Below are 24,619 nucleotides of genomic sequence, written 5' to 3'. Positions count from 1 at the left end.
GCGGCCCGCGCGCGTAGAGCCCGCGGGCCGCGAGCGTCAGAGCTCCGCGTCGGGGGCGTACTGGGACAGGGAGAGCTTGGCGGCGTTGAGCAGGTCCTCCTCGGTGGTCGTACCGGAGGCACGGATCGCCTCGATCCACGCGCGCACGGACTGCTCGTTGTAGTCGACGACCTCCGGGGAGTTGGCCATCTCGACCGGGTCCGCGTCCGCCGGCAGTTGGCCGGTGACGTAGAGCGCGAGGCCGAGCAGGGCGCCGTCCCAGCCGGGCCCGACCCAGAGCGCCCCGGAGCCGCCGGGCGCCGCGGGGATCTCCGGAGACTCGCCCATCGAGTGCTCGAGCTCGAGGTCGGTCGCGGAGCCCGCTCCGGGTGTCAGTCGCACCTCGAGCAGGCTGTTCTCTCCGCCGAAGGTCACCTTGAACCGCTTCGGCGGATCGCACTCCAGGATCTCGCCGCCGGCGTTTCCCTCCAACTGGAACGAGCCGCCGACCTGCAGGTCGCCGGTGACCGGCATCAGCCAGCGTTGCATCCGCTCCGGGTCCGTGAGGGCGTCCCACACCTCCGCCGGCTCCGCCTGGTACGAGCGGCGCATCAGCACCGTCACGGTTTCGCCGGTCCGGCTGACGTCGCGCTGGACCGCGTTGATGTGCTCGAGGATGTCGATCACGGGTCGTTCCCTCTCCTGCTCGGCTGCTGGAATGGACCTCAGAATGCCGGTCGGAGCTTATATAAGTCAAGGCTGAGATAGTCATGCCGCCTGCTCGGCGGAGAGCGGGAGCGGAGCAGCGGAGTACTCATCGGGCGGGTACGGGCTCGCGGTGGCGTCGGCCGGCTCCTCCGCGACCTCCGCACGGACGAACGGATTCGGGTCGGCACGCGGCGTGTTCTTCGCGAAGCTCGTCGTGCCGCGGTTGAGGTCGTGGCCGAGCGAGAAGGCCTCCAGGACGACGCGACTGTGCTGTTCGCCGTTGTTGTCGGTCCATTCGTGGGTCCGTAGCCGGCCGGTGACGATCACAGGCTGGCCGACCTTCACGGACTCGAAGGCGTTGCGGGCCAGGCCTCGCCAGCACTGCACCGTGTACCACGTGGTCGGCTTGTCGACGTAGCCGTTGAGGGCCTTCTCGTACTGGCGGGGAGTCGAGCCGAGGCGGAAGGTGATTTGCGGGGTCTGGCGACTCTCCTTGAAGTCCGGTTCGCTGCCGATCCAGCCGACGACTGTGAGATAGGTGTCACCGAAGCTCATGACGAGGCCTTCCGTTGGGTGCGAGCGCCGGGGACCGGCGTGCTGTCACCGGAGAAGATGCACCGGCGGACGGCCGATCGGCCCGACGAATCTGCCGGCTGTGGACAACCGGCCCGGGCTGGTTGGGAAACGGGCCACCCGAGCACATAGGCTCTAGGCATGGCGGAATTCATCTACACCCTTCGCAACGTCCGGAAGGCGTACGGCGACAAGGTCGTTCTCGACAACGTCACGCTGAACTTTCTGACCGGGGCGAAGATCGGCGTCGTCGGCCCGAACGGCACCGGCAAGTCCTCGCTGTTCAAGATCATGGCGGGGCTGGAGCACGCGAACAACGGCGAGGCCCGGCTGGCCGACGACGCGACGGTCGGGATCCTGCTGCAGGAACCGCCGCTGACCGAGGGCAAGACCGTCCTGGAGAACGTCCAGGAAGGCGTCGGCGACACCAAGCAGAAGCTCGACCGGTTCAACGAGATCTCCGCGGAGCTCGCCGATCCGGACGCCGACTACGACACGCTGCTCGCCGAGATGGGCGACCTGCAGACCGAGCTCGACCACCGCAACGCGTGGGACGTCGACGCCCAGCTCGAGCAGGCGATGGACGCGCTGCGCTGCCCGCCGCCGGACGCGATCGTCGACAAGCTCTCCGGTGGTGAGCGCCGCCGGGTCGCGCTGTGCAAGCTCCTGCTGCAGCAGCCCGACCTCCTGCTCCTCGACGAGCCCACCAACCACCTCGACGCCGAGTCGGTGCTCTGGCTCGAGCAGCACCTGCAGAAGTACCCGGGCGCCGTCATGGCGATCACCCACGACCGGTACTTCCTGGACAACGTCGCCGAGTGGATCCTGGAGCTCGACCGCGGCCGGACGTACGGCTACGAGGGCAACTACTCCAAGTACCTGGAGACCAAGCAGCAGCGGCTCGTGGTCGAGGGGCAGAAGGACGCGAAGCGGCAGAAGATCCTGGAGCGCGAGCTCGAGTGGGTCCGGTCGAACGCGAAGGCCCGGCAGACCAAGAGCAAGTCCCGGCTGGCCCGCTACGAGGAGCTCGCGGCCGAGGCCGAGCGGTCCCGGAAGCTGGACATCGACGAGATCAACATCCCGGCCGGTCCGCGACTGGGCAGCACCGTGCTCGAGGTCTCCAAGCTGGTCAAGGGCTTCGGCGACCGCAAGCTGATCGACGGCCTGAGCTTCAGCCTGCCGCGGGCCGGCATCGTCGGTATCGTCGGCCCGAACGGCGTCGGCAAGTCGACGATGTTCCGGATGATCGTCGGCGAGGAGCAGCCGGACGCCGGTTCGCTGAAGCTCGGCGAGACGGTGAAGATCTCCTACGTCGACCAGTCGCGCGGCGGCCTGGACCCGAAGAAGACGGTCTGGCAGCAGGTCTCCGACGAGCTCGACTACATCAAGGTCGCGAACTTCGAGATGCCGAGCCGGGCGTACGTCGCCTCGTTCGGCTTCAAGGGCCCGGACCAGCAGAAGCCGACCGGCGTGCTGTCTGGCGGTGAGCGGAACCGCCTGAATCTGGCGCTGACGCTGAAGATGGGCGGCAACCTGCTGCTCCTCGACGAGCCGACCAACGACCTGGACGTCGAGACGCTGCAGTCCCTCGAGGACGCCCTGCTGGAGTTCCCTGGCTGTGCGGTGGTCGTGTCCCACGACCGCTGGTTCCTGGACCGCGTGGCGACCCACATCCTCGCCTGGGAGGGCACGGACGAGGACGAGGCGCAGTGGTTCTGGTTCGAGGGCAACTTCGCGTCGTACGAGGCGAACAAGATCGAGCGCCTCGGCCCGGAGGCGGCCCGCCCGCACCGCGTCACGCACCGCAAGCTCACTCGCGACTGAGCCCCGAAGGCCCCGCCCGGAGAGGCGGGGTCTTTTTACGCCAGAACACTTAGCCCTTGCGCTAAGTATCGGATCCTGGCAATACTTAGCCTCATGGCAAAGCATGAGGCTGACGGCGTGTTCGTCGCGCTCGCGGATCCGACCCGGCGCAGGGTGATCCGCCGGCTCGGGCGTGGGCCGACGAGCGTGGGGGAGCTCGCGGCCGAGTTCCCGATCACGCTGCCGTCGTTCATGAAGCACATCCGGACCCTGGAGTCGAACGGGCTGATCCGCACGGTCAAGACCGGCCGGGTGCGGACCTGCGTGCTGAACCGCGAACGCCTCGCGGTCGTGGACGACTGGCTGGCCGAGCAGCGGCGGATCTGGGAGGAGCTCACCGACCGGTTGGAGCGCTTCGTGACGCAGGAGGAGCAGTCGTGAGTCGTGGAGAGTTCGATCCGGAGCTTGATCTGGTCGTGGAGCGCGTCATCCGGGCCCCGCGAGCGGGTGTCTGGCGGGCGTGGAGCGACCCGGACCGGTTCGCCCAGTGGTGGGTGCCGGCGCCGGCGGTCTGCCGAGTCGTGCACTTCGACCTGAGCCCGGGCGGCGCCCTGGTCACGGAGCTGAGCGACGACGGTACGTCGTACGTGCCGCATCTCGACGCGAGCTTCTTGGTCGTGCAGGAACTCGAGCGCCTGGTGTTCACGAATGCGATCGACAGCAACTGGCGGCCGGTCGCGCCGGAACCGTTCCTGATGACGGCAGAGGTGGTGCTCGCGGAGCATCCGGAGGGTACGGACTATCGGATCGTTGTGCGCCACGGGACGCCTGCCGCCCGGGCCCGCCACGAGGAGCTCGGCTTCGCCGACGGCTGGGGGACGGTCACCAAGCAACTCGCCACACTCGCCGAGAGCGAGGTCGCGCGATGAAGCTGGTACTGACGGAGTTCATCACGCTCGACGGAGTGAGCCAGGGCCCGGGGTCGCCGACCGAGGACACGAGCGACGGATTCACCCGGGGCGGCTGGCTGGTGCCGTACATCGACGAGCTGTTCGTACGCCGGTCTGTGGAGACGCTCGAGCTCGCGGACGGTCTGCTCCTCGGACGCCGTACGTACGAGGCGTTCGCGCGCGACTGGCCGCGGATCACCGACCCGGAGGACCCGTTCACCGAGCGGATGAACTCGCTGCCGAAGTACGTCGTGAGCAGCACGATCAAGGAGGCACCGTGGGACCCGACGACGATCCTCAGGGACCTGGACGCCGTTGAGGAACTGAAGCAGCAGGAGGGGCGCGAGCTGCAGATTCACGGCAGCGCTCGGTTGGGGAGCGCGTTGGTGGGAGCGGGGTTGGTCGACGTGGTGCGGCTGGTCGTCGCGCCGACCGTGATCGGCGCAGGTCGCCGGTTGTTCGACCACCCAGGAGGAACGGCTGGGCTGCGCCTCACTGGCCAGGAGGCGACGCCGAGCGGTCTCCTGCTCCTCGAGTACGAGACCGTCGGCGCCGCCCCGATCGGCGAATACGCGGGCGTTACCGGTCCTCTAGAACGGTCTCGATGACCTGGACGTCCTCGGTGATGAGGGCCTTCCACAACGCCCACCCGCGGGCGCGGGCCCACATCGCGTCGTCCTGCTGTACGGCGTCGCGGAACGTGGAGCGCGACGAGCCGGAGAAGAACGTGTAGGCGATCACGAGGTCGCAGGCGGGATCGCCGACTCCCGACGTACCGAAGTCGATGACGGCGGCGAGCCGGCCGTCGCGCACCAGGAGATTGCCGCTCGCGATGTCACCGTGGAACCACACCGGCGGCCGATCCCACGAGGCGGCGAGCGCGGCATCCCACACGTCCTGCGCGCGCTCGGCGTCGATCCGGTCCTTCAGCACGGCGAGGGCCTCGACCGTCTCGTCGTGGTAGGTGGTCAGCGACGCACCCCGGAAGAAGCTGTGTGTGCCGGCGACCGGTCCGTCCGAGGCGTCGACACTCTGCAGGGCAAGGATGAACCCGGCGATCGTACGGGCGAACTCGTCCAGGTCTTCCACAGAATCCACGGTGGCTGTCCGGCCGGCGATCCAGCGCCGGATCGCCCAGGGATGTGGATAACCCTCACCTGGCGCACCCTTCGCGACCGCCTCGGGGATCTCGAGCGGCAGGTGCGGCGCGAGCACGGGCAGCCACCGGTGTTCCTTGTCCACCGCCGCGACATAGCTCGCGTGCGTCGGCAGCCGAGCGGTCAGGTCGGAGCCCAGTCGGTACGTCCGGTTGTCCCAGCCGTCGACCTTCACCGGTGTCACCGGCAGGTCGGCCCACTGCGGAAACTGGTCTGCGATCAGTCGCCGGACGAGCTCCGCGTCGATGCCGGCCCGGCCGTCCTGGTGGAATTCCGTCACGCCCAGAAGGTTCCCGGAGCGAGCGGCCACCCTCAAACGTTTTAGCTCCGGGCTTCAGTGACGGAGTCGGCGAGGAATGCGGCGATCGTCCGGAGCTCCTCGACGCTGCGGCTTGCCAGTACGCCGTGCATCCGCTCGCCCTGGTCGGCGTACAGCGGGACCAGCTTGTCCTGGATGGATTCCATCGACGGCGTCACCACCACCTTGCGGCGGTCGGCCGGATCGGACTCCCGCGTCACGAAGCCGTGCGACTCGAGCCGATCGATCACTCCGGTCACGGTCCCGGAGGTGAGGCCGGTGTGCTCGGCGAGCTGCCGCGGGGTCAGCGGGCCGTACGTCTGCAGCAGCGTCATGAACTGCGAGTCGCTCGCGCCGAGCCCGACCTTCGCGGAGACGGCGTGGTTGTACAGCACCACCTCGGCGATGAATCGGATCAGGCGCTGCTGGATCTCGCCGGTCAGCTCTTCGCGGGTACTGGTCATGGTCCGCCTCAGCATAGAGCTTGCATTTCTCTCGGATCTCCAAGATACTCGGATTATCAAGATACTTGAAGGGACGAGAGATCATGAAGGTGCTGGTAATCGGCGGTGGAACCGGTGGGCTCGCGCTGGCGCACGGCCTGCTGCGGGCGGGGATCGAGGTGGTCGTGTTCGAGCGCGACGCGCTGCGCACTGACGGCCTGCACGGCTATCGGGTCGGCATCGACCCGGACGGGAGCCGCGCGCTGCACTCGCTGCTCCCGCCGCAGTTGTACGACACATTCGTGGCCACGAAGGCACGCGATCCGAAGTACTTCAACATGCTCACCGAGGACCTCGAGGAGGTCCTGTCGATGGAGATGCCGGCCTCGACGGATCCGGTCGAGAGCGAGAAGTCGATCAGCCGGATGACGCTGCGGCAGCTCCTGCTGACCGGGCTCGAGGAGGTTGTCGAGTTCGGCAAGGAGTTCACCAGGTTCGAGCAGCACGATGACCAGGTCACGGCGTACTTCGCCGACGGCACCCGGGCGACGGGCGATCTGCTGGTCGCCGCGGACGGTGCCGGATCACGGGTGCGGCGTCAGTACCTGCCGCAGGCGCAGACCGAGGAGACCGGCATCGTGGCGATCGCCGGCAAGCTGCCGATCACCGACGAGAGCGCGAAGCTCGTGCCGCCGAAGGTGTTCGAGGGCATCTCGATGATCAACGCACCGCGCGGCCTGTTCTGCATCATCCACGTGATGGAGTTCCAGTGGGACCGTGACGGTCAGGTGAAGCACGTCATCGGCGGCAACACCGAGGAGCTGATCCGGCGCTGGCCGGGCCTGCAGTTCGACAACACCCGCGACTACATCAACTGGGGCCTGTCGGCAGCCAGGGACAAGTTTCCCGCGAACATCATGGAGTTGCGCGGCCAGGAGCTCGTCGACGTGGCCCTGCGGGCGACTCCGGACTGGCATCCGAACCTGCGTCGGATGTTCGAGCTGACCGATCCGGGGACCTGTTTCCCGGTGAACATCTGGACCTCGGTGCCGCTCGAGCCGTGGGAGACCTCGAACGTCACGCTGATCGGCGACGCGATCCACACGATGACGCCCGGGCGCGGCGTCGGCGCGAACACCGCACTCCGCGACGCCGTGAACCTGTGCCGCGCGCTGATCGAGGTCCGGGACGGCCGCCGCGATCTCACCGCGGCCGTTCACGAGTACGAGGCGAAGATGATCGAGTACGGCTTCGATGCCGTGATCAAGTCGCGCGCTCAGATGACGTCGGACGATCCGATCCACAAGCCGGTGGTCGGACGGATGATGCTCGCCGGGATGCGGACGGGGATGCGCGCAGTCAACCACCTGCCGCCGGTGAAGCGGCGGATGCGCGACAAGATGATGGCCTACCGCGGCGCCGACCGGGACGAGCTCGCACTGGAGATCACCCCGGCCGGCCACGCAGGCGGCAACTGATTCAGCGCTGCCCGATGTGCTCGGAGACGGCGTCGAAGACGCGCCCGACGGCGGCGAAGTCGTCCGGGCTGGCGAGGTTGACCAGGTTCTCCCGGACGCCGTCGACGTGGTACGGCGCGGCCTGCTCGAGGAGGGCGAAGCCGGACTCGGTCAGCTCGGCCCAGACACCGCGCTTGTCGCTGGTGCACGACGTCCGGCGAACCAGGTCGGCGGCCTCCAGGCGGCCGACGGTGTGAGTCAGGCGGGACCGGCTCTGGTGCAGCCGGTCGGCCAGGTCGGCCATCCGCAGCCGCCGGTCGGGCGCCTCGGAGAGCCGGACCAGGATCTCGTAGTCGTTGATCCCCAGACCGAACTGGCGCAGGTCGTCGTCAAGCTTGGCCATCAGGCGTGCGGTGCCCAGTAGGTACGCACGCCACGCCACCTGCTGCTCGGCGTCCAGCCACCGAGTGCCGGCGTCCATCTCAGTCTCGATCGTCACGGGAACAGTGTACCGGGAATGTAGTTGACTTTTAAACCGTTACTGCCTACCGTCGTAGTCATCGGTTGAAGTTTTAACTATAGACCCCGGCTGCGTCGCCCCCGACCAGTACGAACACCTTCCCGAGAGGACCCCATGAGCGACACCACCACCGGCACCCCGACCAGCACCATCCCCGGCCTGGTCGCCGGTACGTACGCCCTCGACACCGCGCACAGCGAGGTCGGCTTCACCGTCCGGCACCTGATGACCAAGGTCCGTGGCACCTTCCAGGAGTTCACCGGCGAGATCGTGGTGAAGGACACCATCGAGGAGTCCGCCACCAGCGTCGAGATCGAGCTCGGCTCGGTGCACACCCGCAGCGAGCAGCGCGACGGGCACCTGCGCTCCGGCGACTTCTTCGACGCCGAGAACAGCCCGAAGATGACCTTCGTCAGCACCGCCATCAAGCCCGAGGGCGACGACTACGTCCTGGCCGGCGAGCTGACCATCAAGAACGTCACCAAGCCGATCGAGCTCGCGGTCGAGTTCCTCGGTGTCGACCAGAACGCGTACGGCCAGAAGATCATCGGCTTCGAGGCCTCCGCGTCGATCAGCCGCAAGGAGTGGGGCATCGACTTCAACGTGCCGCTCGAGGGTGGCAAGCTGCTGATCGGTGACAAGGTGGACATCCACCTCGACGTCCAGGCCGCGCTGCAGGTCTGATCTGCACGTTTGATCTGGCCAGCAAGTACCCCGCACCGGGTGGGTGCGGGGTACTGCTATGTCTGGACCATTCGGTGCGCGAGGTCGGCATAGAGCTTGCCGAGAGCGGCCGGGTCACCGCGGTGCGGGGTGTACCAGCGGGCGACGTCGATCGACAGCGAGAGTACGGCGAGGGTGGTGCCGGGCAGGTCCGTGACGGCGAACGATCCGTCGGCCACCCCGTCCGCCAGTACCTGCTCGATCTGCGTCGAGATCGCCCGGCGGATCGTCGCCACCTCGGCCAGATGCTCGGGGCTGAGCGAGGCCAGCTCGTACTGGACGACGCGCGCGATCGTGTGATGCTCCGCGTGCCAGGCCGTGAAGGCCGCGACCAGCGAGCGCAGGCGGTCGGCCGGTGTCGGGCCGTAGTCCGCAGCGCGCAGGACGTCCAGGGCCGCGTTGTGGCCGTACAGGCTGATCTCGAAGAGCAGGCGCTCCTTGGACGGGTAGTGCACGTAGAGCGCCGCGGGGCTCATGCCGGCGCGCGAGGCGATGTCGCGGGTCGTCGTGGCCTGGTAGCCGCGCTCAGCGAACGCGTCGACGGCGCCGGTCAGCAGCCGGCGCGCGGCGGCCGGCTGGACGTGCTCCCACACGAGGGGGCCGGTGACTGCGGACACGTTGACACCCTGCACCAAACGCGTGAAGCTAAGCAAGCGCTTAGCCACTTGTCTCATGCCTTGGGGAGGCCCCATGGAACGCGTCATCTTCAACGAGGATCACCACGCCTTCCGCGCCAGTGCCAAGGAGTACTGCGACCGCTCGCTGGTGCCGCGGATGGAGCAGTTCCTCGACGAGAAGACGATCGACCGGGCCGCCTGGCTGGAGGCCGGCAAGCAAGGCTTCCTCGGGCTGGACGTGCCCGAGGAATACGGCGGCTCGAGCGTCGGCGACTACCGGTTCAACGCGGTGTTCGCGGAGGAGGTGTCGAAGGTCTCCGCCTCGCTGTCGAGCTGCTTCGGCATCCACTACGACTGTGCCGCGCCGTACTTCGTGGACCTCGGCACCGAGGAGCAGAAGCAGCGCTGGCTGCCCAAGTTCTGCTCGGGTGAGTCCGTCGCGGCGATCGGGATGACCGAGCCGTCCGGCGGTTCGGACCTGGCCGCGCTGAAGACGACCGCCAAGAAGGCCGAGGGCGGCTGGGTGCTGAACGGGTCGAAGACCTTCATCACCAACGGCGACATGGCCGACCTGGTCATCGTCGCCGCCCGGACCGACCCGTCGAAGGGCGCGAAGGGCATCACGCTGTTCGTGGTCGAGGAGGGCATGGACGGGTTCGCCCGCGGCCGCAAGCTCGACAAGGTCGGCCAGACCGAGTCCGGTACGTCGGAGCTGTTCTTCTCCGACCTGTTCGTTGCCGACGACAACGTGCTCGGCGAGCTCGACCGCGGCTTCATCCACATGATGGAGCGGCTCGCGCAGGAGCGGATCGGCGCCGCGGTGTCGAACATCGCGCACGCCACCCAGATCCTCGACGAGACGATCGACTACATCAAGCAGCGCAAGGCGTTCGGCCAGCCGGTCGGCTCGTTCCAGTACAACAAGTTCCTGGTCGCGGAGCTGGTCACGAAGGCCGAGGTCACGCAGGCGTACGTCGACAACGCGATCGTCGCGCACGACGAGGACCGGCTGTCCGCGGTCGATGCGGCGAAGACGAAGTGGTGGAGCGCGCACGTGCAGAACGAGATCCTGGACGCGTGCGTCCAGCTGCACGGCGGGTACGGCTACATGAACGAGTACCGGGTCGCGCGCGCCTGGCGCGACGCCCGGGTGACGAAGATCTGGGCCGGCTCGAACGAGATCATGAAGGAACTCATCGGCCGCGATCTGGGCCTGTAGCGGATGCGGTCAGAGCACGAGCGGTGTGGTGAAGTTCAGGTAGGTGAGCGAGGCAACTTGCGACAGGCTGACGCAGAGGTCGAAGTTCTTCGGCGCCGCGGGTTTGAAGCAGCCCAGACCGACCATGGTGCCGTAGCTCTTCTTGAACAGTGCTCCGGCGCCGGCCATGTCCTTGTATGGCTTGGTCTTCGGCATGCTCTGCAGCGCCGACAGTGCGAGGTCGACCAGCGGCACCGTCGTGGCGAAGACCTTGCCGCACTGCAGCCGGTTCGTTCGCGTCATCGAGCAGGTGACGGAGAGCGCCGGGCCCAGGAGGGCTTGGAGAGTGGCCTTGTCGGCCTCCCTCAGACTGTCGGGATCGGCGGTAGTGGTCGGTTCCGGTGTGATCGTCGGGGATGCTGGGGAGGCGATCGGACGGGCAGTCGTGGTGGACGTGGACGGCGACTCGCTGGGCTCGGCGCTCTGAGCGGCGCAACCGGTCAGCAGGGCAAGCGCGAGGACCACCGGGAGTCGAGAGATCATGGGAGCAATCCCACCAAGGCCGGCGGCGCTCCGGCGGCTCGTGACATCAAGCGGACAGGGCTGAGTACCGGCCGCGAGAAGGGAAATCGAGATGCCTGAAGCAGTCATCGTGTCCACGGCTCGTTCGCCGATCGGCCGTGCGAACAAGGGTTCGCTGACCACGATCCGGCCGGACGACCTGGCCGTGCAGATGATCAAGGCGGCGACCGAGAAGATCGGTCTGACCGGCGATCAGATCGAGGACCTGATGCTCGGGTGTGCGGAGCCGCACGACGAGCACGGCGGCAACATGGCCCGCCGGGTCGCTGTGCAGCTGGGCTGGGACAACACGCCGGCCACCACCGTGAACCGGTTCTGCGCGTCCTCGACGCAGACCGCGCGGATGGCGTACCACGCGATCAAGTCCGGCGAGGGCGACATCTTCGTCAGTGCGGGCGTCGAGTGCGTGTCGCGGTACAAGAACTTCGGCTCCGCCGGGGTCGGCGACCCGAGCTCGTTCAACGAAGCCTTCACCGACGCGGTGGCGCGGACCGAGAAGTACGCCGAGACCAACGACACCTGGCACGACCCGCGGCAGGACGGGCAGCTCCCGGACATCTACATCTCGATGGGGCAGACCGCGGAGAACGTCGCGACGCTGCGCGGGATCAGCCGCGCCGACCAGGACGTCTTCGGTGTCCGCTCGCAGAACCTGGCCGAGAAGGCGATCGGCAACGGGTTCTTCGAGCGCGAGATCACGCCGGTGACGCTGCCGGACGGGACCGTGGTCAGCAAGGACGACGGCCCGCGGGCCGGGACGACACTGGACAAGGTCAGTCAGTTGAAGCCGGTGTTCCGCGCGGACGGCACTGTGACGGCCGGCAACTGCTGCCCGCTGAACGACGGCGCCGCGGCGGTCGTGATCATGAGCGACACCAAGGCGCATGAGCTCGGCCTCACGCCGCTGGCGCGGATCGTGTCGACGGGTGTCAGCGGTTTGTCGCCGGAGATCATGGGCCTCGGTCCGGTCGAGGCGTCGAAGCAGGCACTGGCGCGGGCCGGGATGAGCATCGGCGACATCGATCTGGTCGAGATCAACGAGGCGTTCGCGGTGCAGGTGATCGGGTCGGCGCGGGAGCTCGGCATCGACGAGGACAAGCTGAACGTGCACGGCGGCGCGATCGCGCTCGGCCACCCGTTCGGGTCGACCGGTGCGCGGATCATGACCACGCTCGTGAACGGGCTGCAGTTCGAGGACAAGCAGTTCGGCCTCGAGACGATGTGCGTCGGCGGTGGCCAGGGCATGGCGATCGTCCTCGAGCGTCTCAACTGATGGGGCTCGACGGCCGGACGGCGATCATCACCGGAGCGTCCCGCGGGATCGGGCTGGCGATCGCACAGCGCCTGGTCGCGGACGGCGCGCAGGTCGTCGTGACCGGTCGGACCCAGGAGACCCTCGACCAGGCGGTCGAGACGCTGGGCGGCCGGAAGCACGCGCTGGGCATCGCCGGGAACGCAGCCGATGCGTCGCACCGGGGCGCGGTGGTGGCTGCCGCGGTCGCGACGTACGGCTCCGTGGACCTGCTCGTGAACAACACCGGCATCAACCCGATCTACGGGAAGCTCCTGGACGTCGAACCTGCGGTCGCGGGCAAGATGGTCGACACCAACGTGCTCGCCGCGATCGCCTGGGTGAAGGCCTGCCGGGACGCGTGGATGCGTGAGCACGGTGGCGCCGTGGTGAACCTGTCCTCGGTGGCCGGTCTTGCGCCGTCGCCCGGCATCGGGTGGTACGGCGCGACCAAGGCGATGCTGTCGCGGGTCACGCAGGAGCTGGCGTTCGAGCTGGCTCCGGAGATCCGGGTGAACGCCGTGGCTCCGGCGGTGGTCAAGACCAAGTTCGCCGGAGCTCTCTACGAAGGACGCGAGGAGAAGGTGGCGGCGACGTACCCACTGCGTCGTTTGGGCCGGCCGGAGGACGTTGCGTCGCTGGTGTGGTTCCTGCTGTCCGACGAGGCGTCCTGGATCACCGGCCAGACCATCACGATCGACGGCGGCGTAACCCTCAACGGAGGCATCGCGTAGGGCCGAGCGAGGTATATGCGACATCTTCTGTCCCATATCGTTTGGGAACATGCGAGCGGACCGGTTGTTGCAGATCATCCTGCTGCTGCAGCGGCATGAGCGGTTGAGCGCGCGGGAGCTGGCCGGGCGGTTGGAGGTGTCGACGCGGACGGTCATGCGCGACATGGAGGCGCTGTCCGCGGCAGGCGTACCGGTGTACTCCGAGCGTGGGCGCAACGGTGGCTGTCTGCTGTTGCCTGGGTACCGCGCCGACGTCAGCGCCTTGACGCCGCGGGAGGCGCAGGCGCTGTTCGCATGGTCGGGGCGGGCTGCGCTGTCGGACGAGCTCGGGCTGCAGGACGCATTGCACTCTGCGATGGGCAAGCTGTCCGCAACGCTCCCCGTGGAGCTGCAGGGGGAGGCGGACGCCCTGTCCGGCGCGATCGTCGTCGACCGACGGCGGTGGTTCGCGGAGGCTGAGGACACCGGTGCGTTGCCCGTACTGCGCCAAGCGGTCGTAACGCGCCGCAGGGTGCGGCTGAGGTACGCGTCGGCCAGTGAGGGCGTGCAGCGGCGGACTGTCGACCCGTGGGGCCTGGTGGAGCAGGCAGGTCGCTGGTACCTCGTGGCGGCGCACCGTGGCGCCGCACGGATGTACCGGGTGTCGCGGGTCGAGCAGGTCGACATCCTCGACGAGCTGGCGGAGCGGCCGGACGGTCTGGACGTACGGGCCGAGTGGGAGCGACTGCGCTCGGGCCTCGAGCGGCAGATGCCGGTGGGCGTCGACGTACTGGTCCGGGTCCGGCCGGAGCGGGTGGACGTCGTACGGCGGATCGCGACACCGATGCTGGCGAAGGGCGAGGTACCGCGGGACGTACCGAGCGACGACGAGTGGCGGCACCTGCGGATGCATTTCCGGATCAGGGAAGCGGCGTACGGGGTGCTGCTCGGACTCGCGGGTGACGTCGAGGTGCTGGAGCCCGCGGACGTACGGAGCCGCATGCTCGAGCTGGCGCGCGCGGCGGTGGCGACCTATGGCTGACAACTCAGCCTGAACGGGCCCTGGAAAGGCGGACGCCCCGCCGCCGGTGACCCCGTCGCGTGCAACCACGATGGCACTTCCGGCGGTCGGGGCATTCAGTCCGACAGCTCCGCGTCACTCTAATACGAGTTCGCCGCACATCCGAATCACAGGACGTACGCGATCGCGTCTCTTAATGCGTGGCGTGGCCGGGGCCTGCTGGTTAGGGTCCGGGAACATGAGCACTCGGGCGGTAGTTCGGCAGGCGGTCGGGGACGACGCCGAGGCGGTGTCGGCGGTCCGGCGGGCGGTGTACCCGTACAAGGCGATGTCGCCGGCGGCGACGCGGCACATGATCACCGTGCAGACGCCGGAGGAACGGTTCCTGCCTCTGGTCGCCGAGCGCGACGGCGCAATCGTCGCGTGGGGAGCGGCCGGGCTGAACCTGTGGACCAGCGAGCCGGGGCAGAGCCACCTGACCATCTACGTCCATCCGGACCATCGCAAGCAGGGCATCGGCAGCGAGCTCGCCGCGCGCCTGCACCAGCACCTCACCGAGGTCGGCGCGGTCCGGGCCAAGACGTTCGTCCATCCCGACGGGCTCGAGTTCGCTCGCAACCTCGGGTACGACGGGACGCGGCAGCTGCACTTCTCCGGCCTCGAGCTGACGTCGCTGCCCGCGCAGCCGCCGACGCCGGACGGGATCGAGTTGGTCGCGTACGACAGCGTGGACCCGCGGGTGCACTTCGAGGCCGATACGGCCGCCGGGCTGGACGAGCCGAGCGACACCCCGATGGACGCGGTCCCCTACGACCAATGGCTCGAGGAGATCTGGAACAGCCCGTCCCTGGACAAGGCGCTGAGTGTGGGGGCGATGGCCGGCGACGAGATGGTGGCGTTCACGTCGGTCGAGACCGACGGCGACCGGATGTGGTCTGGCTTCACCGGCACGATTCCGGCGTACCGGGGGAAGGGGCTGTCGAAGCTGGTGAAGTCGGTCGCGCTGCGGCGGGCGAAGGCGGCGGGGATCACGTCGGCGTACACGTCCAACGACGACGAGAACAGTCCGATGCTTGCCATCAACAACTGGCTCGGCTACCGGCGCGTGCAGACGGAACTGTGTCTGCTGCGGACGGTGGACAACTGAGGCATGACGACCGTCGCCTTCGACCGGGTGCAGCACCTGGTGCGGGTGCCGTTGACCGTCGGTGACGTCGAGTGCCGCTTCCTCGTCGACACCGGGATCGGGATCACGGTGCTCTCGTCGGCACTCGCCGATCGCCTCGACCTGGCAACGACCGGCCAGACCTTCGTCGGACGGCGGATGTCCGGGCAGGAGTTGGAGGTGCCGCTCGTCCGCGTGCCCCGGATGGCGTTCGGCGACCATGTGGTCGAGGGGCACCTCGCGGGCATCGCCGACCTCGGTGATGCGAACGATCCGGCGGGCTTCGCGGGCATCCTCGGGCCGGCATTCTTCGAGGAGCACGTGGTCACGACGGATCCGCGCGCAGCGACGCTCACCGTGCAGCCGCGCGACCGCTATCAGCCGGACGGGGCGGTGGTGCCGCTCGACGTACGGCGGGAATCGGCGTCGGTCGACCCGTTCGCGCAGCTCGTACTGCCGAGCGGGCGGGAGATCACCGTCGAGGTCGACACCGGCTCGGACAGCCTGATCCTGGACACGCGATTCGTGGCGGACTGCGACGTCGACCTGGCGGCGCCGGACGTGACGACACGAACCGGGACCGACGAGACCGGGTACGAGTGGACGCGGCACTGGGTGACCATCGCCGGGAGCGTGCACCTCGCGGCGGCTCCGGAGACCGCGCAGAAGGCTCCGCGGGTGCAGTTCCAGGAGATCATCCACGACGGACTGGTCGGTGCGGGCTACCTGGAGCGGCACCGGATGACGTTCGACGTCACGGGCGCCCGGCTCGTCCTCGGAGGCTCTGAGACAGAGCTGTAATGGGTTCACTTCCGGTATGCACCTGAAAGGGCGTTAGATTCCGGGGGACTTCGTTGTTGGAGTGCCCAAGGAGTTTCGGATGGAGATCAGGGCCGCTGAGCCGGGGGATGTCGATCAGGCGGTAGCGCTGCACACAGCGCTGGTGCCTTATCTGGTGGTCACCCGGGGCTGGCTGGTCCAGAGACTCGGGCGGCCGGCCACACCGGGACGCGGGACGTTCGTGGCCGTGGACGACGGTGAACTGGTGGGCTGGGCAACCAACGGCCTGATCGGTGGCTCGGACCCGCTCGACGGAGAGCTACGGGTGCTGGTCGCGCCGGACCACCGGCAGCGGGGGATCGGAACACAGTTGCTGGAGGCAACGCACGCGAGCCTGAAGGCCGGGGGCGCGACGACGGCGCGGGTGTTCGCGGACCCGGAGTCGATCGACTGGGCGGCCCGGTTCGGGTACCGGCAGACGCGGCAGGTGCACTACGCGGGCATCGATCCGCGGAAGGTGCCGGAGCAGCCGGAGGCGCCGACCGGTGTCGACCTCGTTCCGCTGACCGAGGTCGGGCCGGAGGCGTTGTACGCCGCGGACGTGGTCGCGCAGCGCACCAAGCCCGGCGACGCGAAGATCTCCGCGCGGCCGTACGACGAGTGGGTCGCGGGAGTCTGGGAGTCCGTCGACACGGTGCTCGACCTGGGCATGGCGGCGCTGTACCGCGGTCAGATCGTCGCCTTCACGATGAGCCTCGGCGACCACACGCTGATCTGGTCGAAGATGACGTCGACGATGCCGGAGTACCGCGGCCGCGGCCTCGCGAAGCTGGTGAAGTCGGCAGCGCTGCACCGCGCGGCCGGTGCCGGCGTACGAGGCGCCTACACCGCCAACTACGACGGCAACGCGCCGATGCTCGCCGTCAACGACTGGCTCGGCTACCACCGCATCGCCACCCACGCGGTGCTGATCTGCCCCCTTTAGGGGACTAGCAGTACGACGGTTTCCGCGACGCAGGCGGGTTTGGTGGAGTCCTCGAGCTCGATCACCCAGTTGAGGGAGACCTGAACGCCTGCCGGAGTCTCGACCGCGTTCGCGATCGAGGCGCCGGCCCGGACGCGGGTGCCGACCGGCACCGGCGCGGGGAAGCGGACCTTGTTCACGCCGTAGTTGAGCTTGGCGGTCACGCCGTCGACCTTGAACAGCTCGTCACCGAAGCGCGCGATCAGGCTCAGCGTCAGATAGCCGTGCGCGATCGTTCCGCCGTACGGTCCCTTGGCAGCCCGCTCGACGTCGACGTGGATCCACTGGTGGTCACCGGTGGCGTCCGCGAACTGGTTCACCTGCTCCTGGGTGATCTCCAGCCACTCGGACTCGCCGAGCCGGGTGCCGACCGCGTGCACCACCTCGTCGACTCCGTTGTAGGTCTGCGGCATGCTGCTCCCTCTCAGTTGCGGGGTCCGCCGGCGACGTACAGGACCTGGCCGGAGACGAAGCCGGCCTCCTCGCTGCAGAAGAACGACGCGGCCGCGGCGATGTCGGCCGGCTTGCCGGTCCGCTGCACCGGGATGCTCGCGGCCGTGGCCTTCTTGAACTCCTCGAAGTCGACACCGACCCGGGCCGCGGTGGCGGCGGTCATGTCGGTCTCGATGAAGCCCGGGGCGATCGCGTTCGCGGTGACGCCGAACTTGCCCAGCTCGATGGCGAGCGTCTTCGCCAGGCCCTGCAGACCGGCCTTCGCGGACGCGTAGTTGGCCTGGCCGCGGTTGCCCAGCGCCGAGGTCGACGAGAGGAAGACGATCCGGCCGTACTTGGCCTCGACCATGTGCGCCTGGCAGGCCTTCGACATCAGGAAGCTGCCCTTGAGGTGCACCGACATGACCGTGTCCCAGTCCTCCTCGGACATCTTGAACAGCAGGTTGTCGCGCAGGACGCCGGCGTTGTTCACCAGGATCGTCGGGGCGCCCAGCTCGGCGGTCACCCGCTCGACCGCGGCCGCGACCTGGTCGGACTTGCTGACGTCGGCGCCGACCGCGATCGCCGTGCCGCCGGCGTCGGTGATCGCCTTCACGGTCGCGTCGCACGCGCCCTCGTCGAGGTCGATGACGGCGACCGCGTTGCCGTCCTGGGCGAGCCGCTGCGCGACGGCCGCGCCGATTCCCCGGGCCGCCCCGGTCACGATCGCCACCCGCTGCGTACTCATCCATCACTCCGATCGACGTACTGGTCTGCCGAAGATGACATTACCCACGGTCTGTCACGCCGGAAGCACCCGGATGACATGATCGTGGTGTGGATCATCACAACCGGCACGTCTATCACTGCCCGTTGCGCTGGGGAGACATGGATGCGCTCGGGCATGTGAACAACGGGCGCTACGTCGACTATCTGCAGGACGCGCGCGTCGACTTCCTGTTCCGGACCGCGAAGGACCTCGGCGCCGACAACCTGGAGACCGGCCTACTCGTCGCGCGGCACGAGGTGCAGTACCGGGCGCCGCTACTGTTCCGGCCCGAGCCGGTGCGGATCGAGCTGTGGATCAGTGAGATCCGGGCCGCGTCGTTCACGGTCGACTACGAGATCCTGGACGCGGAGCCGGAACGCCGTACGTACGTGGAGGCGAGGACCAAGCTGGTGCCGTTCGACTTCGCCGCCAACCGACTGCGCCGAATCACCCCCGTCGAACGCAACGCCCTGTCCAAGCTGGTGGGCGCATGATATTTACCCATCCTGTTCTTGTCCGGTGGTCGGACATCGACTCGTACGACCACGTCAACAACGTGCGGTACTTCGACTACCTGCAGGAGGCGCGGATCGCGTTTCTCGCGCAGGTGATGGATACGACCGGCGACTTCTTCGCGGAGTACCCGTGTGTCCTGGTCAGCCAGACGGTGGACTATCTGCGCCCGATCCTGCTCCGCCACCCGCCGTACGACGTGGACGTGTGGATCGACGCCGTCGGTACGTCCTCGTACACGCTCGGATCGCGGATCGTGGACCGTAGCGGTGCGTCCGACGACGTCTACGCCAGGGCTGAGTCGGTCCTGGTCGCCGTCGACGGTACGACGCACGCGAAACGACCCCTCGGCGACGTCGAACGGGCAGCCCTCCTACAGCACGTTGTGAGCGCTTGAGAGACTTGATCCGAGATGACTGAGCAGCAGAGCTTCTACGACGCCGTCGGTGGGGCGGACACCTTCCACCGGTTGGTGGCCGCGTTCTATCGCGGTGTTGCCGCCGACCCGGAACTGCGAGCGATGTACCCGGAGGAGGATCTCGGCCCGGCCGAGGTGCGATTCCGGATGTTCCTGGAGCAGTACTGGGGCGGTCCCAAGACGTACTCCGAGCAGCGCGGGCACCCCCGGCTGCGGATGCGGCACGCCCCGTTCGCCGTCACCCCGAGCGCCCGGGACCGCTGGCTCGGCCACATGCGGGCCGCGCTGGACGAGCTCGCCCTGACGCCGGAGCAGGACGAGCAGATCTGGACCTACATGGTGATGGCCGCGCACAGCATGGTGAACACCGACGAACAGAACCACCCCGGCACGATCGACGTGTCCGGCCGCTGAACCCCTCTTCGAAGGAGACAACACGAGCATGGCTACCACTCGTACGGCCAAGGCCCACTGGGAAGGCTCGCTGATGGAGGGCGCCGGTCAGGTCGCCCTCGAGTCCTCCGGTGTCGGCACCTACGACGTCACCTGGGCCTCCCGCGCGAACGACGCGAACGGCAAGACCAGCCCGGAAGAGCTGATCGCCGCCGCGCACTCGACCTGCTTCTCGATGGCGCTGTCGCACGCGCTGGCCGGCGCGGGCAAGCCGCCGGCGTCGATCGACACCCAGGCCGACGTCACCTTCCAGCCCGGTGAGGGCATCACCGGCATCAAGCTGTCCGTGAACGGCAACGTGCCCGGCCTGACCGCCGACGAGTTCGCCGAGTTCGCCGAGGGCGCGAAGAAGAACTGCCCGGTCTCCCAGGCCCTGTCCGCCGTCCCGATCACCCTGGACGTCACCTTCACCGCCTGAGGCACCACCCGAGCGGACCGCTTCGGCTCACCGCCTGGGCTGAAGCTCCTAGCCCACCGCGTGCCCGGCGTGCGCGGCGCCGTCCTCCCCGCGCCGACTCGCCGAACCTGGTCGGTGAGCGACGCAATTTGCTGGGTGAGCCAGGGAAATTGCCGGGTCTGCCAGGCAAATGTGGGGTTCCACACCGGTGATATGGGTCCGGAACCCCACATACGCCTGGCCTGCCCAGCAAATCAGGCACCGCTGCGGTCAGCTGGCGTGTGTTGCCCCGGGGAGAAACTCGGCAGGGGAGTTGTACACGGTCGACAGGACGTGTACGCCACACCGCGGGCGACCCGGTGCTCCGCCAACCGTGTGGACGCGGGATGGACACCTACATGTCCTGTCAGGCTGTACGCACTTGCGATCAGCTGCACCGGCTCGCGTGCGTCGAGCACCAGCCACAATCTGCGCCGCCCGCCCGCCGGCTGCTCGTGCCGGCTGCTCGTGCCGCGCGTTCGCTGGGGCCGTGCCGGCGTGCCTTACTCCTGGGTTTCGTCGCGAGTTCCCGGTGTCGCGCTTTCGTCGGTCCTGGACTCGTCCTGTTTCTCCATGCCGGAGCCGACGCCGGAGGAGGCGGTGCTGTTGGGGTCCCGGGTGGTCAGGTTGCCGACCCGGAGCACCTCGCCGTTGCGGACGTACCAGGTGGTGCCGTCCTCGCCGCGCAGCGTGGTGATCCGCAGGCCGACGTTCGTCACCACGCCGGTCGCCTTCTCCATGTCGATCAGGTCGCCGACCCCGTACTGGTCCTCGAAGATCATGAAGATGCCGGCCAGGAAGTCCTTCACCAGCGTCTGGGCGCCGAACCCGAGCGCGACGCCGATGATGCTCGCGGACGCGATCACCGGCAGGATGTTGAAGCCGAGCTCGGCGAGCACCATCACCACCAGGACGGCGGTCAGCACGATCGTGACCGTGCTGGTGAGCAGCGAGGCGATCGTCTCGGCGCGCTGGGCCCGGCGTTCGGTGGCGAGCGTGCTCTCCACGAACCCCTGGCCGAGCTTCGACTTCGCCAGGACGCCGGCCACCGCGCCCTGGCCGGTCCGCCGGGCGAACCGGCGGATGAGCTTGTGGAGCAGCCAGCGGAGCACGAAGAAACCGATGATCAGGCCGAGGATCCGGGCCGGGACCACGACGATCTGATCGGTCACCTCGAGCTTGCCGTCGTTGCCCGTCCGGAAGAAGGTCGGAAGCGTGTCGGGAAGGCTGAACAACGGCGAAAACAGGGGGTGACTGACTGGGGACACAAGGTAGCTGGTCAGAATAGGCATCTCGCCGCCTGATGGTAGTAGGGCTGACAAGGAGACGGAAAAGCATGTCAAGCCGGCTGGACGACGAGCTTTCCAGGCTCGTGAGCGCTGGTGTGCTGCGCCAGTACCAGGCCGACTCGATTCGGGACGCCGCCGACGCTGAGCTCGACGCGGCGCTCGCGGACCCGGGCCGGCCACACCCGTCCGCCCAGCTGGCTGCCCCGTCGCCGGAGCCGGCCAAGCCCAAGAAGCCGGCGACCGAGGTGGTGCATGCGAGCGCCTTGGTCGAGGTGCTCGGGTACATCGGCGGCGCCCTGCTGCTCGGCGCGGTCGCGCTCCTCACCTTGGCGAACTGGGGCGAGATGAACCGCGCGGCGCGGGTCAGCACCGGGAGCACGGCAGCGATCCTGCTGCTCGGTGTCGCTGCCGTCCTGGCCCTGCTCGGGCGTCGTCGCCAGCTGAGCGCGGCGCTCGCCTCGCTGGGCTGCTGCGTGGCCGGGTTTGCGACCTTCGTGGCGGTCGAGGGGGAGGCCGGACGGGTCGCGGGAGTGGTTGTCGCGCTCGCGCTGGCGGCCGGGGCATTGTGGTGGCTGAAGGAATCATCGTTGCTGGTGGCAACTTTTGGGATCCTGGCCGTCGGTGTGTTGGTGATCACGGCCGACGTCCTCACTCCGGACACCGGCTCGGCCGCGAACAGCGCGGGCATCGCCGGGACCGGTTTCATCATCGTCGCGTTCGTGTTCGCGATGCTCGGCCTGGTGCGTGATCAGGTGACGTCGTGGTCGCTGGCCGGGGCGGCGATGTTCAGTTCGTCGATCTGCTGGCTGGTGCAGGAACGCGGCGAGATCATGGCGCTCGCAGTCGGTACGGCAGGACCGGCCGCGCTGCTCGTCGCGTACGGGCGGACGCGGCGTTCGGCGTACGCGGTGGTGGGCTGCGCGATTCTGCTGGTGATCTGGCCGATCTCGCTGTACCAGCTGACCGACAACCTGGCCGGCGTGGCGATCGGCCTCGTGGTGGCCAGCGGGGTGCTGCTCCTGGCGGTGCTGATGCTCAGCCGCCGCCGCTCGAACGAGTAACGCAACGCGCGCCGTTTGGCCGTTGGCGCTGTTGATACGGCAGACTCGCCAGGGTGACAGCTCCCACTCCGGCCCTAGTCGAGCTAGCAGTGGCCCATGGCGTGGCCACGGAGTACTGGAACTGGCAGGGCGAGCATGTGATCGTCTCCAGTGAGGTCGTGGCCGATGTGCTCGCGGCGCTCGGTGTCGATGCGTCGACCCCCGAGAAGGCCGCTCTCGCGCTGGCGGAGCACCAGCAGACACGCTGGCGCCGTACGCTGCCGGCCACCGTGGTGATGCGGGAGGGGTGGACCCCGTGGTTCGCGGTGCACCTGGCGCACGGGTCGACGGCCGAGGTGTGGGTCGATCTCGAGGACGGCGGTCAGCGCCGGGACATCCCGCAGCAGGAGCACTGGGTCGAGCCCGAGTGGGTCGACGGCGTGCAGGTCGGCGAAGCGACGTACCAGCTCCCGGGAGACCTGCCGCTCGGGTACCACCGGCTCTGCGCGCGGATCGGTACCAGCCCTGAGATCTCGGTCAGCACACTGATCGTCACGCCGCGGAAGCTGGAGCCGGAGAAGCTGCACCGGACCTGGGGCTGGGTGCTCCAGCTGTACTCGGTTCGCTCCCGGCGCTCCTGGGGTGTTGGCGACCTGCATGACCTGGGCGACCTGGCTGCGTGGTCGGCACACGACCTGGGCGCGGGCTTCGTACTGGTGAACCCGCTGCACGCTGCCGAGCTGTCCGGGCGCATGGAGCCGTCGCCGTACCTCCCGGCGTCACGGCGGTTCGGGAACCCGATCTACCTGCGCATCGAGGACATCGACGAGTACGGCGATCTTGCGCCGGCCGAGCGGGATCAGGTGCGGGCGTTGGCGCTGCAGGTGCGGGCGCTGAGCGAGGACTCGACCGCGCTCGACCGGGACACCGTGTGGGCCGCGAAGCGTGAGGCGCTGCAGGTGCTGTTCCGCGTCCAGCCGTCGGTGGGACGGATCGCGGAGTACGGCGCGTACTGCGACCGCGAGAGCCAGGGGCTGATCGACTTCGCCACCTGGGCCGCGATCGCCGACGTACACGGCCCGGAGTGGAGCAAGTGGCCGGAGGAGCTGCAGGACCCGGTGTCCCCGGAGGTTGTTGCCTTCCGCAACGAGAACCCGGACGCGGTCGAGTTCCACTGCTGGCTGCAGTGGCAGCTCGACGAGCAGCTCGGGCGGACGCAGGCGCGCGCGAAGGCCGCCGGGATGGCGCTGGGGATCGTCCACGACCTGGCGGTCGGTGTGCACCCGGACGGGGCCGATGCGTGGGCGCTGCACAACGTACTGGCGCCGAACATCCACGTCGGCGCGCCGCCGGACGCGTTCAACCAGCAGGGCCAGGACTGGTCGCAGCCGCCGTGGCGGCCCAACGCGCTCGCCGACACCGGGTACGCCGCCTGGCGGGACCTGGTGCGGGCGGTGATGCGGCACGGTGGTGGGCTGCGGATCGACCACATCCTCGGGATGTTCCGCCTGTGGTGGGTGACGTCGCCGGAGCGTCCTACCGAGGGCACCTATGTGCGGTACGACCACGAGGCGCTGGTGGGCATCCTGGTGCTGGAGGCGCAGCGTGCCGGGGTCACCGTGATCGGCGAGGACCTGGGGACCGTAGAGCCGTGGGTGCGCGACTACCTCACGGAGCGCGGCATTCTCGGTACATCGGTGCTGTGGTTCGAGCGCGACGCGGACGGGAAGCCCCTGGCGCCGGAGCGTTGGCGGGAGCTCTGCCTGGCCACGGTGACCACTCACGACCTGCCGCCGACCGCTGGGTATCTGGCAGGCGACCACGTGGAGCTGCGGAACCGGCTTGGTCTGTTGACGCGACCTGTGGCCGAGGAGCTCGCTGTCGACGAGGCTGACCGCGACGCGTGGCTCAATGCGCTCCGCGAGCGTCACCTGCTCAGCAACACCGACGGCGACGTGGAGCGGATCGTGGAGGCGCTGCACCGGTACGTCGCGCACACCCCGGCGAAGCTCGTCGGTGTTGCGCTGACGGATGCTGTCGGGGAGCGTCGTACTCAGAACCAGCCGGGGACCACGGACGAGTACCCGAACTGGCGGGTGCCGCTCGGTGGGCCGGAAGGCGAGCCGGTCCTGGTGGAGGACCTGCCCAACAACCTCCGCCTCCGGCGCCTGATCGGAGCGCTCAACATCTGAGCGCTCCGAGGGCGTGTCTCCCAATCCCACGCCTTGGTCGTGTTGGGATGTTAATTTCTCATTTGGCTTGAGGTC

29 protein-coding genes are annotated in these 24,619 nt (G+C 68.5%); 19 read left to right on the top strand and 10 right to left on the bottom strand.

The genetic code is table 11. The features are described from left to right. Positions 1 to 36 precede the first annotated feature (36 nt). Together ACGFI6_RS02460 and ACGFI6_RS02455 are read right to left on the bottom strand one after the other, a co-directional pair. Positions 37 to 666, bottom strand: coding sequence for an SRPBCC family protein (locus tag ACGFI6_RS02460; protein ID WP_393114729.1), 630 nt, complete (start codon positions 664 to 666; stop codon positions 37 to 39). 81 nt (positions 667 to 747) lie between these two features. Further along, positions 748 to 1,242, bottom strand: coding sequence for a single-stranded DNA-binding protein (locus ACGFI6_RS02455; RefSeq protein ID WP_393114727.1), 495 nt, complete (start codon positions 1,240 to 1,242; stop codon positions 748 to 750). A gap of 159 nt (positions 1,243 to 1,401) precedes the next feature. On the opposite strand from ACGFI6_RS02455, the gene ettA reads away from it, so the two are divergent. From ettA to ACGFI6_RS02435, 4 genes are all read left to right on the top strand, one after another. Continuing rightward, complete coding sequence (gene ettA / locus ACGFI6_RS02450; protein ID WP_393114726.1) at positions 1,402 to 3,084, top strand: energy-dependent translational throttle protein EttA; 1,683 nt, start codon at positions 1,402 to 1,404, stop codon at positions 3,082 to 3,084. Positions 3,085 to 3,177: 93 nt separating this feature from the next. Then, a complete protein-coding gene (locus tag ACGFI6_RS02445; protein WP_393114724.1) occupies positions 3,178 to 3,504 on the top strand; it encodes an ArsR/SmtB family transcription factor in 327 nt (108 codons plus the stop codon). Next, the gene (locus tag ACGFI6_RS02440; RefSeq protein ID WP_393114722.1) at positions 3,501 to 3,992 is read left to right on the top strand and encodes an SRPBCC domain-containing protein; all 492 of its coding nucleotides are present in this window, start codon (positions 3,501 to 3,503) and stop codon (positions 3,990 to 3,992) included. Before ACGFI6_RS02445 ends, ACGFI6_RS02440 begins: the two co-directional genes overlap by 4 nt. After that, on the top strand, positions 3,989 to 4,621 hold the full coding sequence (locus ACGFI6_RS02435) for a dihydrofolate reductase family protein (RefSeq protein ID WP_393114721.1): 633 nt from the start codon (positions 3,989 to 3,991) through the stop codon (positions 4,619 to 4,621). Before ACGFI6_RS02440 ends, ACGFI6_RS02435 begins: the two co-directional genes overlap by 4 nt. Here the strand turns inward: ACGFI6_RS02435 and ACGFI6_RS02430 are convergent. Together ACGFI6_RS02430 and ACGFI6_RS02425 are read right to left on the bottom strand one after the other, a co-directional pair. Next, positions 4,593 to 5,450, bottom strand: coding sequence for an aminoglycoside phosphotransferase family protein (locus tag ACGFI6_RS02430; RefSeq protein WP_393114718.1), 858 nt, complete (start codon positions 5,448 to 5,450; stop codon positions 4,593 to 4,595). The two genes, ACGFI6_RS02435 and ACGFI6_RS02430, sit on opposite strands and share 29 nt — an antisense overlap. 41 nt (positions 5,451 to 5,491) lie before the next feature. Continuing rightward, complete coding sequence (locus tag ACGFI6_RS02425; RefSeq protein ID WP_393114716.1) at positions 5,492 to 5,932, bottom strand: MarR family winged helix-turn-helix transcriptional regulator; 441 nt, start codon at positions 5,930 to 5,932, stop codon at positions 5,492 to 5,494. Between the two features lie 83 nt (positions 5,933 to 6,015). On the opposite strand from ACGFI6_RS02425, the gene ACGFI6_RS02420 reads away from it, so the two are divergent. Continuing rightward, the gene (locus tag ACGFI6_RS02420; protein ID WP_393114714.1) at positions 6,016 to 7,389 is read left to right on the top strand and encodes an FAD-dependent oxidoreductase; all 1,374 of its coding nucleotides are present in this window, start codon (positions 6,016 to 6,018) and stop codon (positions 7,387 to 7,389) included. 1 nt (position 7,390) lies between these two features. Here ACGFI6_RS02420 and ACGFI6_RS02415 read toward each other — a convergent pair whose 3' ends face one another. Further along, positions 7,391 to 7,849, bottom strand: a complete 459-nt coding sequence (locus ACGFI6_RS02415; RefSeq protein ID WP_393115742.1) for a MarR family winged helix-turn-helix transcriptional regulator — start codon at positions 7,847 to 7,849, stop codon at positions 7,391 to 7,393. 153 nt (positions 7,850 to 8,002) lie between these two features. Between ACGFI6_RS02415 and ACGFI6_RS02410 the strand changes: the two genes are divergently transcribed. After that, positions 8,003 to 8,572: a YceI family protein gene (locus tag ACGFI6_RS02410; protein ID WP_393114711.1), complete on the top strand. Its 570-nt coding sequence runs from the start codon at positions 8,003 to 8,005 to the stop codon at positions 8,570 to 8,572. A 56-nt stretch (positions 8,573 to 8,628) separates the two neighbouring features. On the opposite strand, the gene ACGFI6_RS02405 is transcribed toward ACGFI6_RS02410, so the two are convergent. Further along, positions 8,629 to 9,228, bottom strand: a complete 600-nt coding sequence (locus ACGFI6_RS02405; protein WP_393114709.1) for a TetR/AcrR family transcriptional regulator — start codon at positions 9,226 to 9,228, stop codon at positions 8,629 to 8,631. A gap of 73 nt (positions 9,229 to 9,301) precedes the next feature. Here ACGFI6_RS02405 and ACGFI6_RS02400 point away from each other — a divergent pair, with 73 nt between their 5' ends. After that, complete coding sequence (locus ACGFI6_RS02400; protein ID WP_393114708.1) at positions 9,302 to 10,447, top strand: acyl-CoA dehydrogenase family protein; 1,146 nt, start codon at positions 9,302 to 9,304, stop codon at positions 10,445 to 10,447. 9 nt (positions 10,448 to 10,456) lie between these two features. Here ACGFI6_RS02400 and ACGFI6_RS02395 read toward each other — a convergent pair whose 3' ends face one another. Next, complete coding sequence (locus tag ACGFI6_RS02395; protein WP_393114705.1) at positions 10,457 to 10,969, bottom strand: hypothetical protein; 513 nt, start codon at positions 10,967 to 10,969, stop codon at positions 10,457 to 10,459. A gap of 91 nt (positions 10,970 to 11,060) precedes the next feature. On the opposite strand from ACGFI6_RS02395, the gene ACGFI6_RS02390 reads away from it, so the two are divergent. The 6 genes from ACGFI6_RS02390 to ACGFI6_RS02365 all read left to right on the top strand — a co-directional run bounded on the left by ACGFI6_RS02390 (position 11,061) and on the right by ACGFI6_RS02365 (position 16,963). Next, entirely contained in the window at positions 11,061 to 12,281 is a 1,221-nt protein-coding gene (locus ACGFI6_RS02390; protein ID WP_393114703.1) for an acetyl-CoA C-acetyltransferase, read from the top strand. Then, complete coding sequence (locus ACGFI6_RS02385) at positions 12,281 to 13,033, top strand: SDR family oxidoreductase (RefSeq protein ID WP_393114702.1); 753 nt, start codon at positions 12,281 to 12,283, stop codon at positions 13,031 to 13,033. The genes ACGFI6_RS02390 and ACGFI6_RS02385 overlap by 1 nt, the downstream gene beginning before the upstream one ends. 49 nt (positions 13,034 to 13,082) lie before the next feature. After that, on the top strand, positions 13,083 to 14,054 hold the full coding sequence (locus ACGFI6_RS02380; protein ID WP_393114700.1) for a helix-turn-helix transcriptional regulator: 972 nt from the start codon (positions 13,083 to 13,085) through the stop codon (positions 14,052 to 14,054). 217 nt (positions 14,055 to 14,271) lie between these two features. Then, on the top strand, positions 14,272 to 15,180 hold the full coding sequence (locus ACGFI6_RS02375; protein ID WP_393114698.1) for a GNAT family N-acetyltransferase: 909 nt from the start codon (positions 14,272 to 14,274) through the stop codon (positions 15,178 to 15,180). A 3-nt stretch (positions 15,181 to 15,183) separates the two neighbouring features. After that, complete coding sequence (locus tag ACGFI6_RS02370; protein WP_393114696.1) at positions 15,184 to 15,999, top strand: retropepsin-like aspartic protease; 816 nt, start codon at positions 15,184 to 15,186, stop codon at positions 15,997 to 15,999. Positions 16,000 to 16,078: 79 nt separating this feature from the next. Further along, positions 16,079 to 16,963 carry a GNAT family N-acetyltransferase gene (locus ACGFI6_RS02365; protein ID WP_393114694.1) on the top strand — a complete coding sequence of 295 codons (885 nt, stop codon included), beginning with the start codon at positions 16,079 to 16,081 and terminating at the stop codon, positions 16,961 to 16,963. Here the strand turns inward: ACGFI6_RS02365 and ACGFI6_RS02360 are convergent. Together ACGFI6_RS02360 and ACGFI6_RS02355 are read right to left on the bottom strand one after the other, a co-directional pair. Beyond that, entirely contained in the window at positions 16,960 to 17,415 is a 456-nt protein-coding gene (locus ACGFI6_RS02360; protein WP_393114692.1) for a MaoC family dehydratase, read from the bottom strand. The two genes, ACGFI6_RS02365 and ACGFI6_RS02360, sit on opposite strands and share 4 nt — an antisense overlap. Positions 17,416 to 17,426: 11 nt before the next feature. Next, complete coding sequence (locus ACGFI6_RS02355; protein ID WP_393114690.1) at positions 17,427 to 18,182, bottom strand: SDR family oxidoreductase; 756 nt, start codon at positions 18,180 to 18,182, stop codon at positions 17,427 to 17,429. Positions 18,183 to 18,271: 89 nt separating this feature from the next. Between ACGFI6_RS02355 and ACGFI6_RS02350 the strand changes: the two genes are divergently transcribed. From ACGFI6_RS02350 to ACGFI6_RS02335, 4 genes are read left to right on the top strand one after another with little or no spacing between them, the layout of a single operon-like run. Continuing rightward, positions 18,272 to 18,697: an acyl-CoA thioesterase gene (locus tag ACGFI6_RS02350; RefSeq protein WP_393114688.1), complete on the top strand. Its 426-nt coding sequence runs from the start codon at positions 18,272 to 18,274 to the stop codon at positions 18,695 to 18,697. Continuing rightward, positions 18,694 to 19,113, top strand: a complete 420-nt coding sequence (locus ACGFI6_RS02345) for an acyl-CoA thioesterase (RefSeq protein WP_393114687.1) — start codon at positions 18,694 to 18,696, stop codon at positions 19,111 to 19,113. Before ACGFI6_RS02350 ends, ACGFI6_RS02345 begins: the two co-directional genes overlap by 4 nt. Before the next feature lie 15 nt (positions 19,114 to 19,128). Next, the gene (locus tag ACGFI6_RS02340; protein WP_393114685.1) at positions 19,129 to 19,548 is read left to right on the top strand and encodes a globin; all 420 of its coding nucleotides are present in this window, start codon (positions 19,129 to 19,131) and stop codon (positions 19,546 to 19,548) included. A gap of 28 nt (positions 19,549 to 19,576) precedes the next feature. Further along, positions 19,577 to 20,005: an OsmC family protein gene (locus ACGFI6_RS02335; RefSeq protein ID WP_209698828.1), complete on the top strand. Its 429-nt coding sequence runs from the start codon at positions 19,577 to 19,579 to the stop codon at positions 20,003 to 20,005. Positions 20,006 to 20,526: 521 nt separating this feature from the next. Here ACGFI6_RS02335 and ACGFI6_RS02330 read toward each other — a convergent pair. Continuing rightward, positions 20,527 to 21,258 carry a mechanosensitive ion channel family protein gene (locus ACGFI6_RS02330; RefSeq protein WP_393114683.1) on the bottom strand — a complete coding sequence of 244 codons (732 nt, stop codon included), beginning with the start codon at positions 21,256 to 21,258 and terminating at the stop codon, positions 20,527 to 20,529. Positions 21,259 to 21,359: 101 nt separating this feature from the next. Between ACGFI6_RS02330 and ACGFI6_RS02325 the strand changes: the two genes are divergently transcribed. Next, complete coding sequence (locus ACGFI6_RS02325) at positions 21,360 to 22,373, top strand: hypothetical protein (protein WP_393114681.1); 1,014 nt, start codon at positions 21,360 to 21,362, stop codon at positions 22,371 to 22,373. A gap of 53 nt (positions 22,374 to 22,426) precedes the next feature. Further along, positions 22,427 to 24,544, top strand: coding sequence for a 4-alpha-glucanotransferase (malQ, locus tag ACGFI6_RS02320; RefSeq protein WP_393114679.1), 2,118 nt, complete (start codon positions 22,427 to 22,429; stop codon positions 24,542 to 24,544). Positions 24,545 to 24,619 lie beyond the last annotated feature (75 nt).

The sequence above is a fragment of the Kribbella sp. NPDC048928 genome (assembly GCF_043197975.1).
Lineage (GTDB): Bacteria > Actinomycetota > Actinomycetes > Propionibacteriales > Kribbellaceae > Kribbella.
This window is presented reverse-complemented; position numbering and strand designations above follow the sequence as displayed.

Bases quoted from the DNA above. Each gene is read 5' to 3' on its own strand.
- ACGFI6_RS02455 (WP_393114727.1), bottom strand. From the start codon at position 1,242: ATGAGCTTCGGTGACACCTATCTCACAGTCGTCGGCTGGATCGGCAGC.
- ettA (WP_393114726.1), top strand. From the start codon at position 1,402: ATGGCGGAATTCATCTACACCCTTCGCAACGTCCGGAAGGCGTACGGC.
- ACGFI6_RS02445 (WP_393114724.1), top strand. From the start codon at position 3,178: ATGGCAAAGCATGAGGCTGACGGCGTGTTCGTCGCGCTCGCGGATCCG.
- ACGFI6_RS02435 (WP_393114721.1), top strand. From the start codon at position 3,989: ATGAAGCTGGTACTGACGGAGTTCATCACGCTCGACGGAGTGAGCCAG.
- ACGFI6_RS02425 (WP_393114716.1), bottom strand. From the start codon at position 5,932: ATGACCAGTACCCGCGAAGAGCTGACCGGCGAGATCCAGCAGCGCCTG.
- ACGFI6_RS02420 (WP_393114714.1), top strand. From the start codon at position 6,016: ATGAAGGTGCTGGTAATCGGCGGTGGAACCGGTGGGCTCGCGCTGGCG.
- ACGFI6_RS02415 (WP_393115742.1), bottom strand. From the start codon at position 7,849: ATGGACGCCGGCACTCGGTGGCTGGACGCCGAGCAGCAGGTGGCGTGG.
- ACGFI6_RS02410 (WP_393114711.1), top strand. From the start codon at position 8,003: ATGAGCGACACCACCACCGGCACCCCGACCAGCACCATCCCCGGCCTG.
- ACGFI6_RS02400 (WP_393114708.1), top strand. From the start codon at position 9,302: ATGGAACGCGTCATCTTCAACGAGGATCACCACGCCTTCCGCGCCAGT.
- ACGFI6_RS02395 (WP_393114705.1), bottom strand. From the start codon at position 10,969: ATGATCTCTCGACTCCCGGTGGTCCTCGCGCTTGCCCTGCTGACCGGT.
- ACGFI6_RS02390 (WP_393114703.1), top strand. From the start codon at position 11,061: ATGCCTGAAGCAGTCATCGTGTCCACGGCTCGTTCGCCGATCGGCCGT.
- ACGFI6_RS02385 (WP_393114702.1), top strand. From the start codon at position 12,281: ATGGGGCTCGACGGCCGGACGGCGATCATCACCGGAGCGTCCCGCGGG.
- ACGFI6_RS02380 (WP_393114700.1), top strand. From the start codon at position 13,083: ATGCGAGCGGACCGGTTGTTGCAGATCATCCTGCTGCTGCAGCGGCAT.
- ACGFI6_RS02375 (WP_393114698.1), top strand. From the start codon at position 14,272: ATGAGCACTCGGGCGGTAGTTCGGCAGGCGGTCGGGGACGACGCCGAG.
- ACGFI6_RS02370 (WP_393114696.1), top strand. From the start codon at position 15,184: ATGACGACCGTCGCCTTCGACCGGGTGCAGCACCTGGTGCGGGTGCCG.
- ACGFI6_RS02365 (WP_393114694.1), top strand. From the start codon at position 16,079: ATGGAGATCAGGGCCGCTGAGCCGGGGGATGTCGATCAGGCGGTAGCG.
- ACGFI6_RS02360 (WP_393114692.1), bottom strand. From the start codon at position 17,415: ATGCCGCAGACCTACAACGGAGTCGACGAGGTGGTGCACGCGGTCGGC.
- ACGFI6_RS02355 (WP_393114690.1), bottom strand. From the start codon at position 18,182: ATGAGTACGCAGCGGGTGGCGATCGTGACCGGGGCGGCCCGGGGAATC.
- ACGFI6_RS02345 (WP_393114687.1), top strand. From the start codon at position 18,694: ATGATATTTACCCATCCTGTTCTTGTCCGGTGGTCGGACATCGACTCG.
- ACGFI6_RS02340 (WP_393114685.1), top strand. From the start codon at position 19,129: ATGACTGAGCAGCAGAGCTTCTACGACGCCGTCGGTGGGGCGGACACC.
- ACGFI6_RS02335 (WP_209698828.1), top strand. From the start codon at position 19,577: ATGGCTACCACTCGTACGGCCAAGGCCCACTGGGAAGGCTCGCTGATG.
- ACGFI6_RS02325 (WP_393114681.1), top strand. From the start codon at position 21,360: ATGTCAAGCCGGCTGGACGACGAGCTTTCCAGGCTCGTGAGCGCTGGT.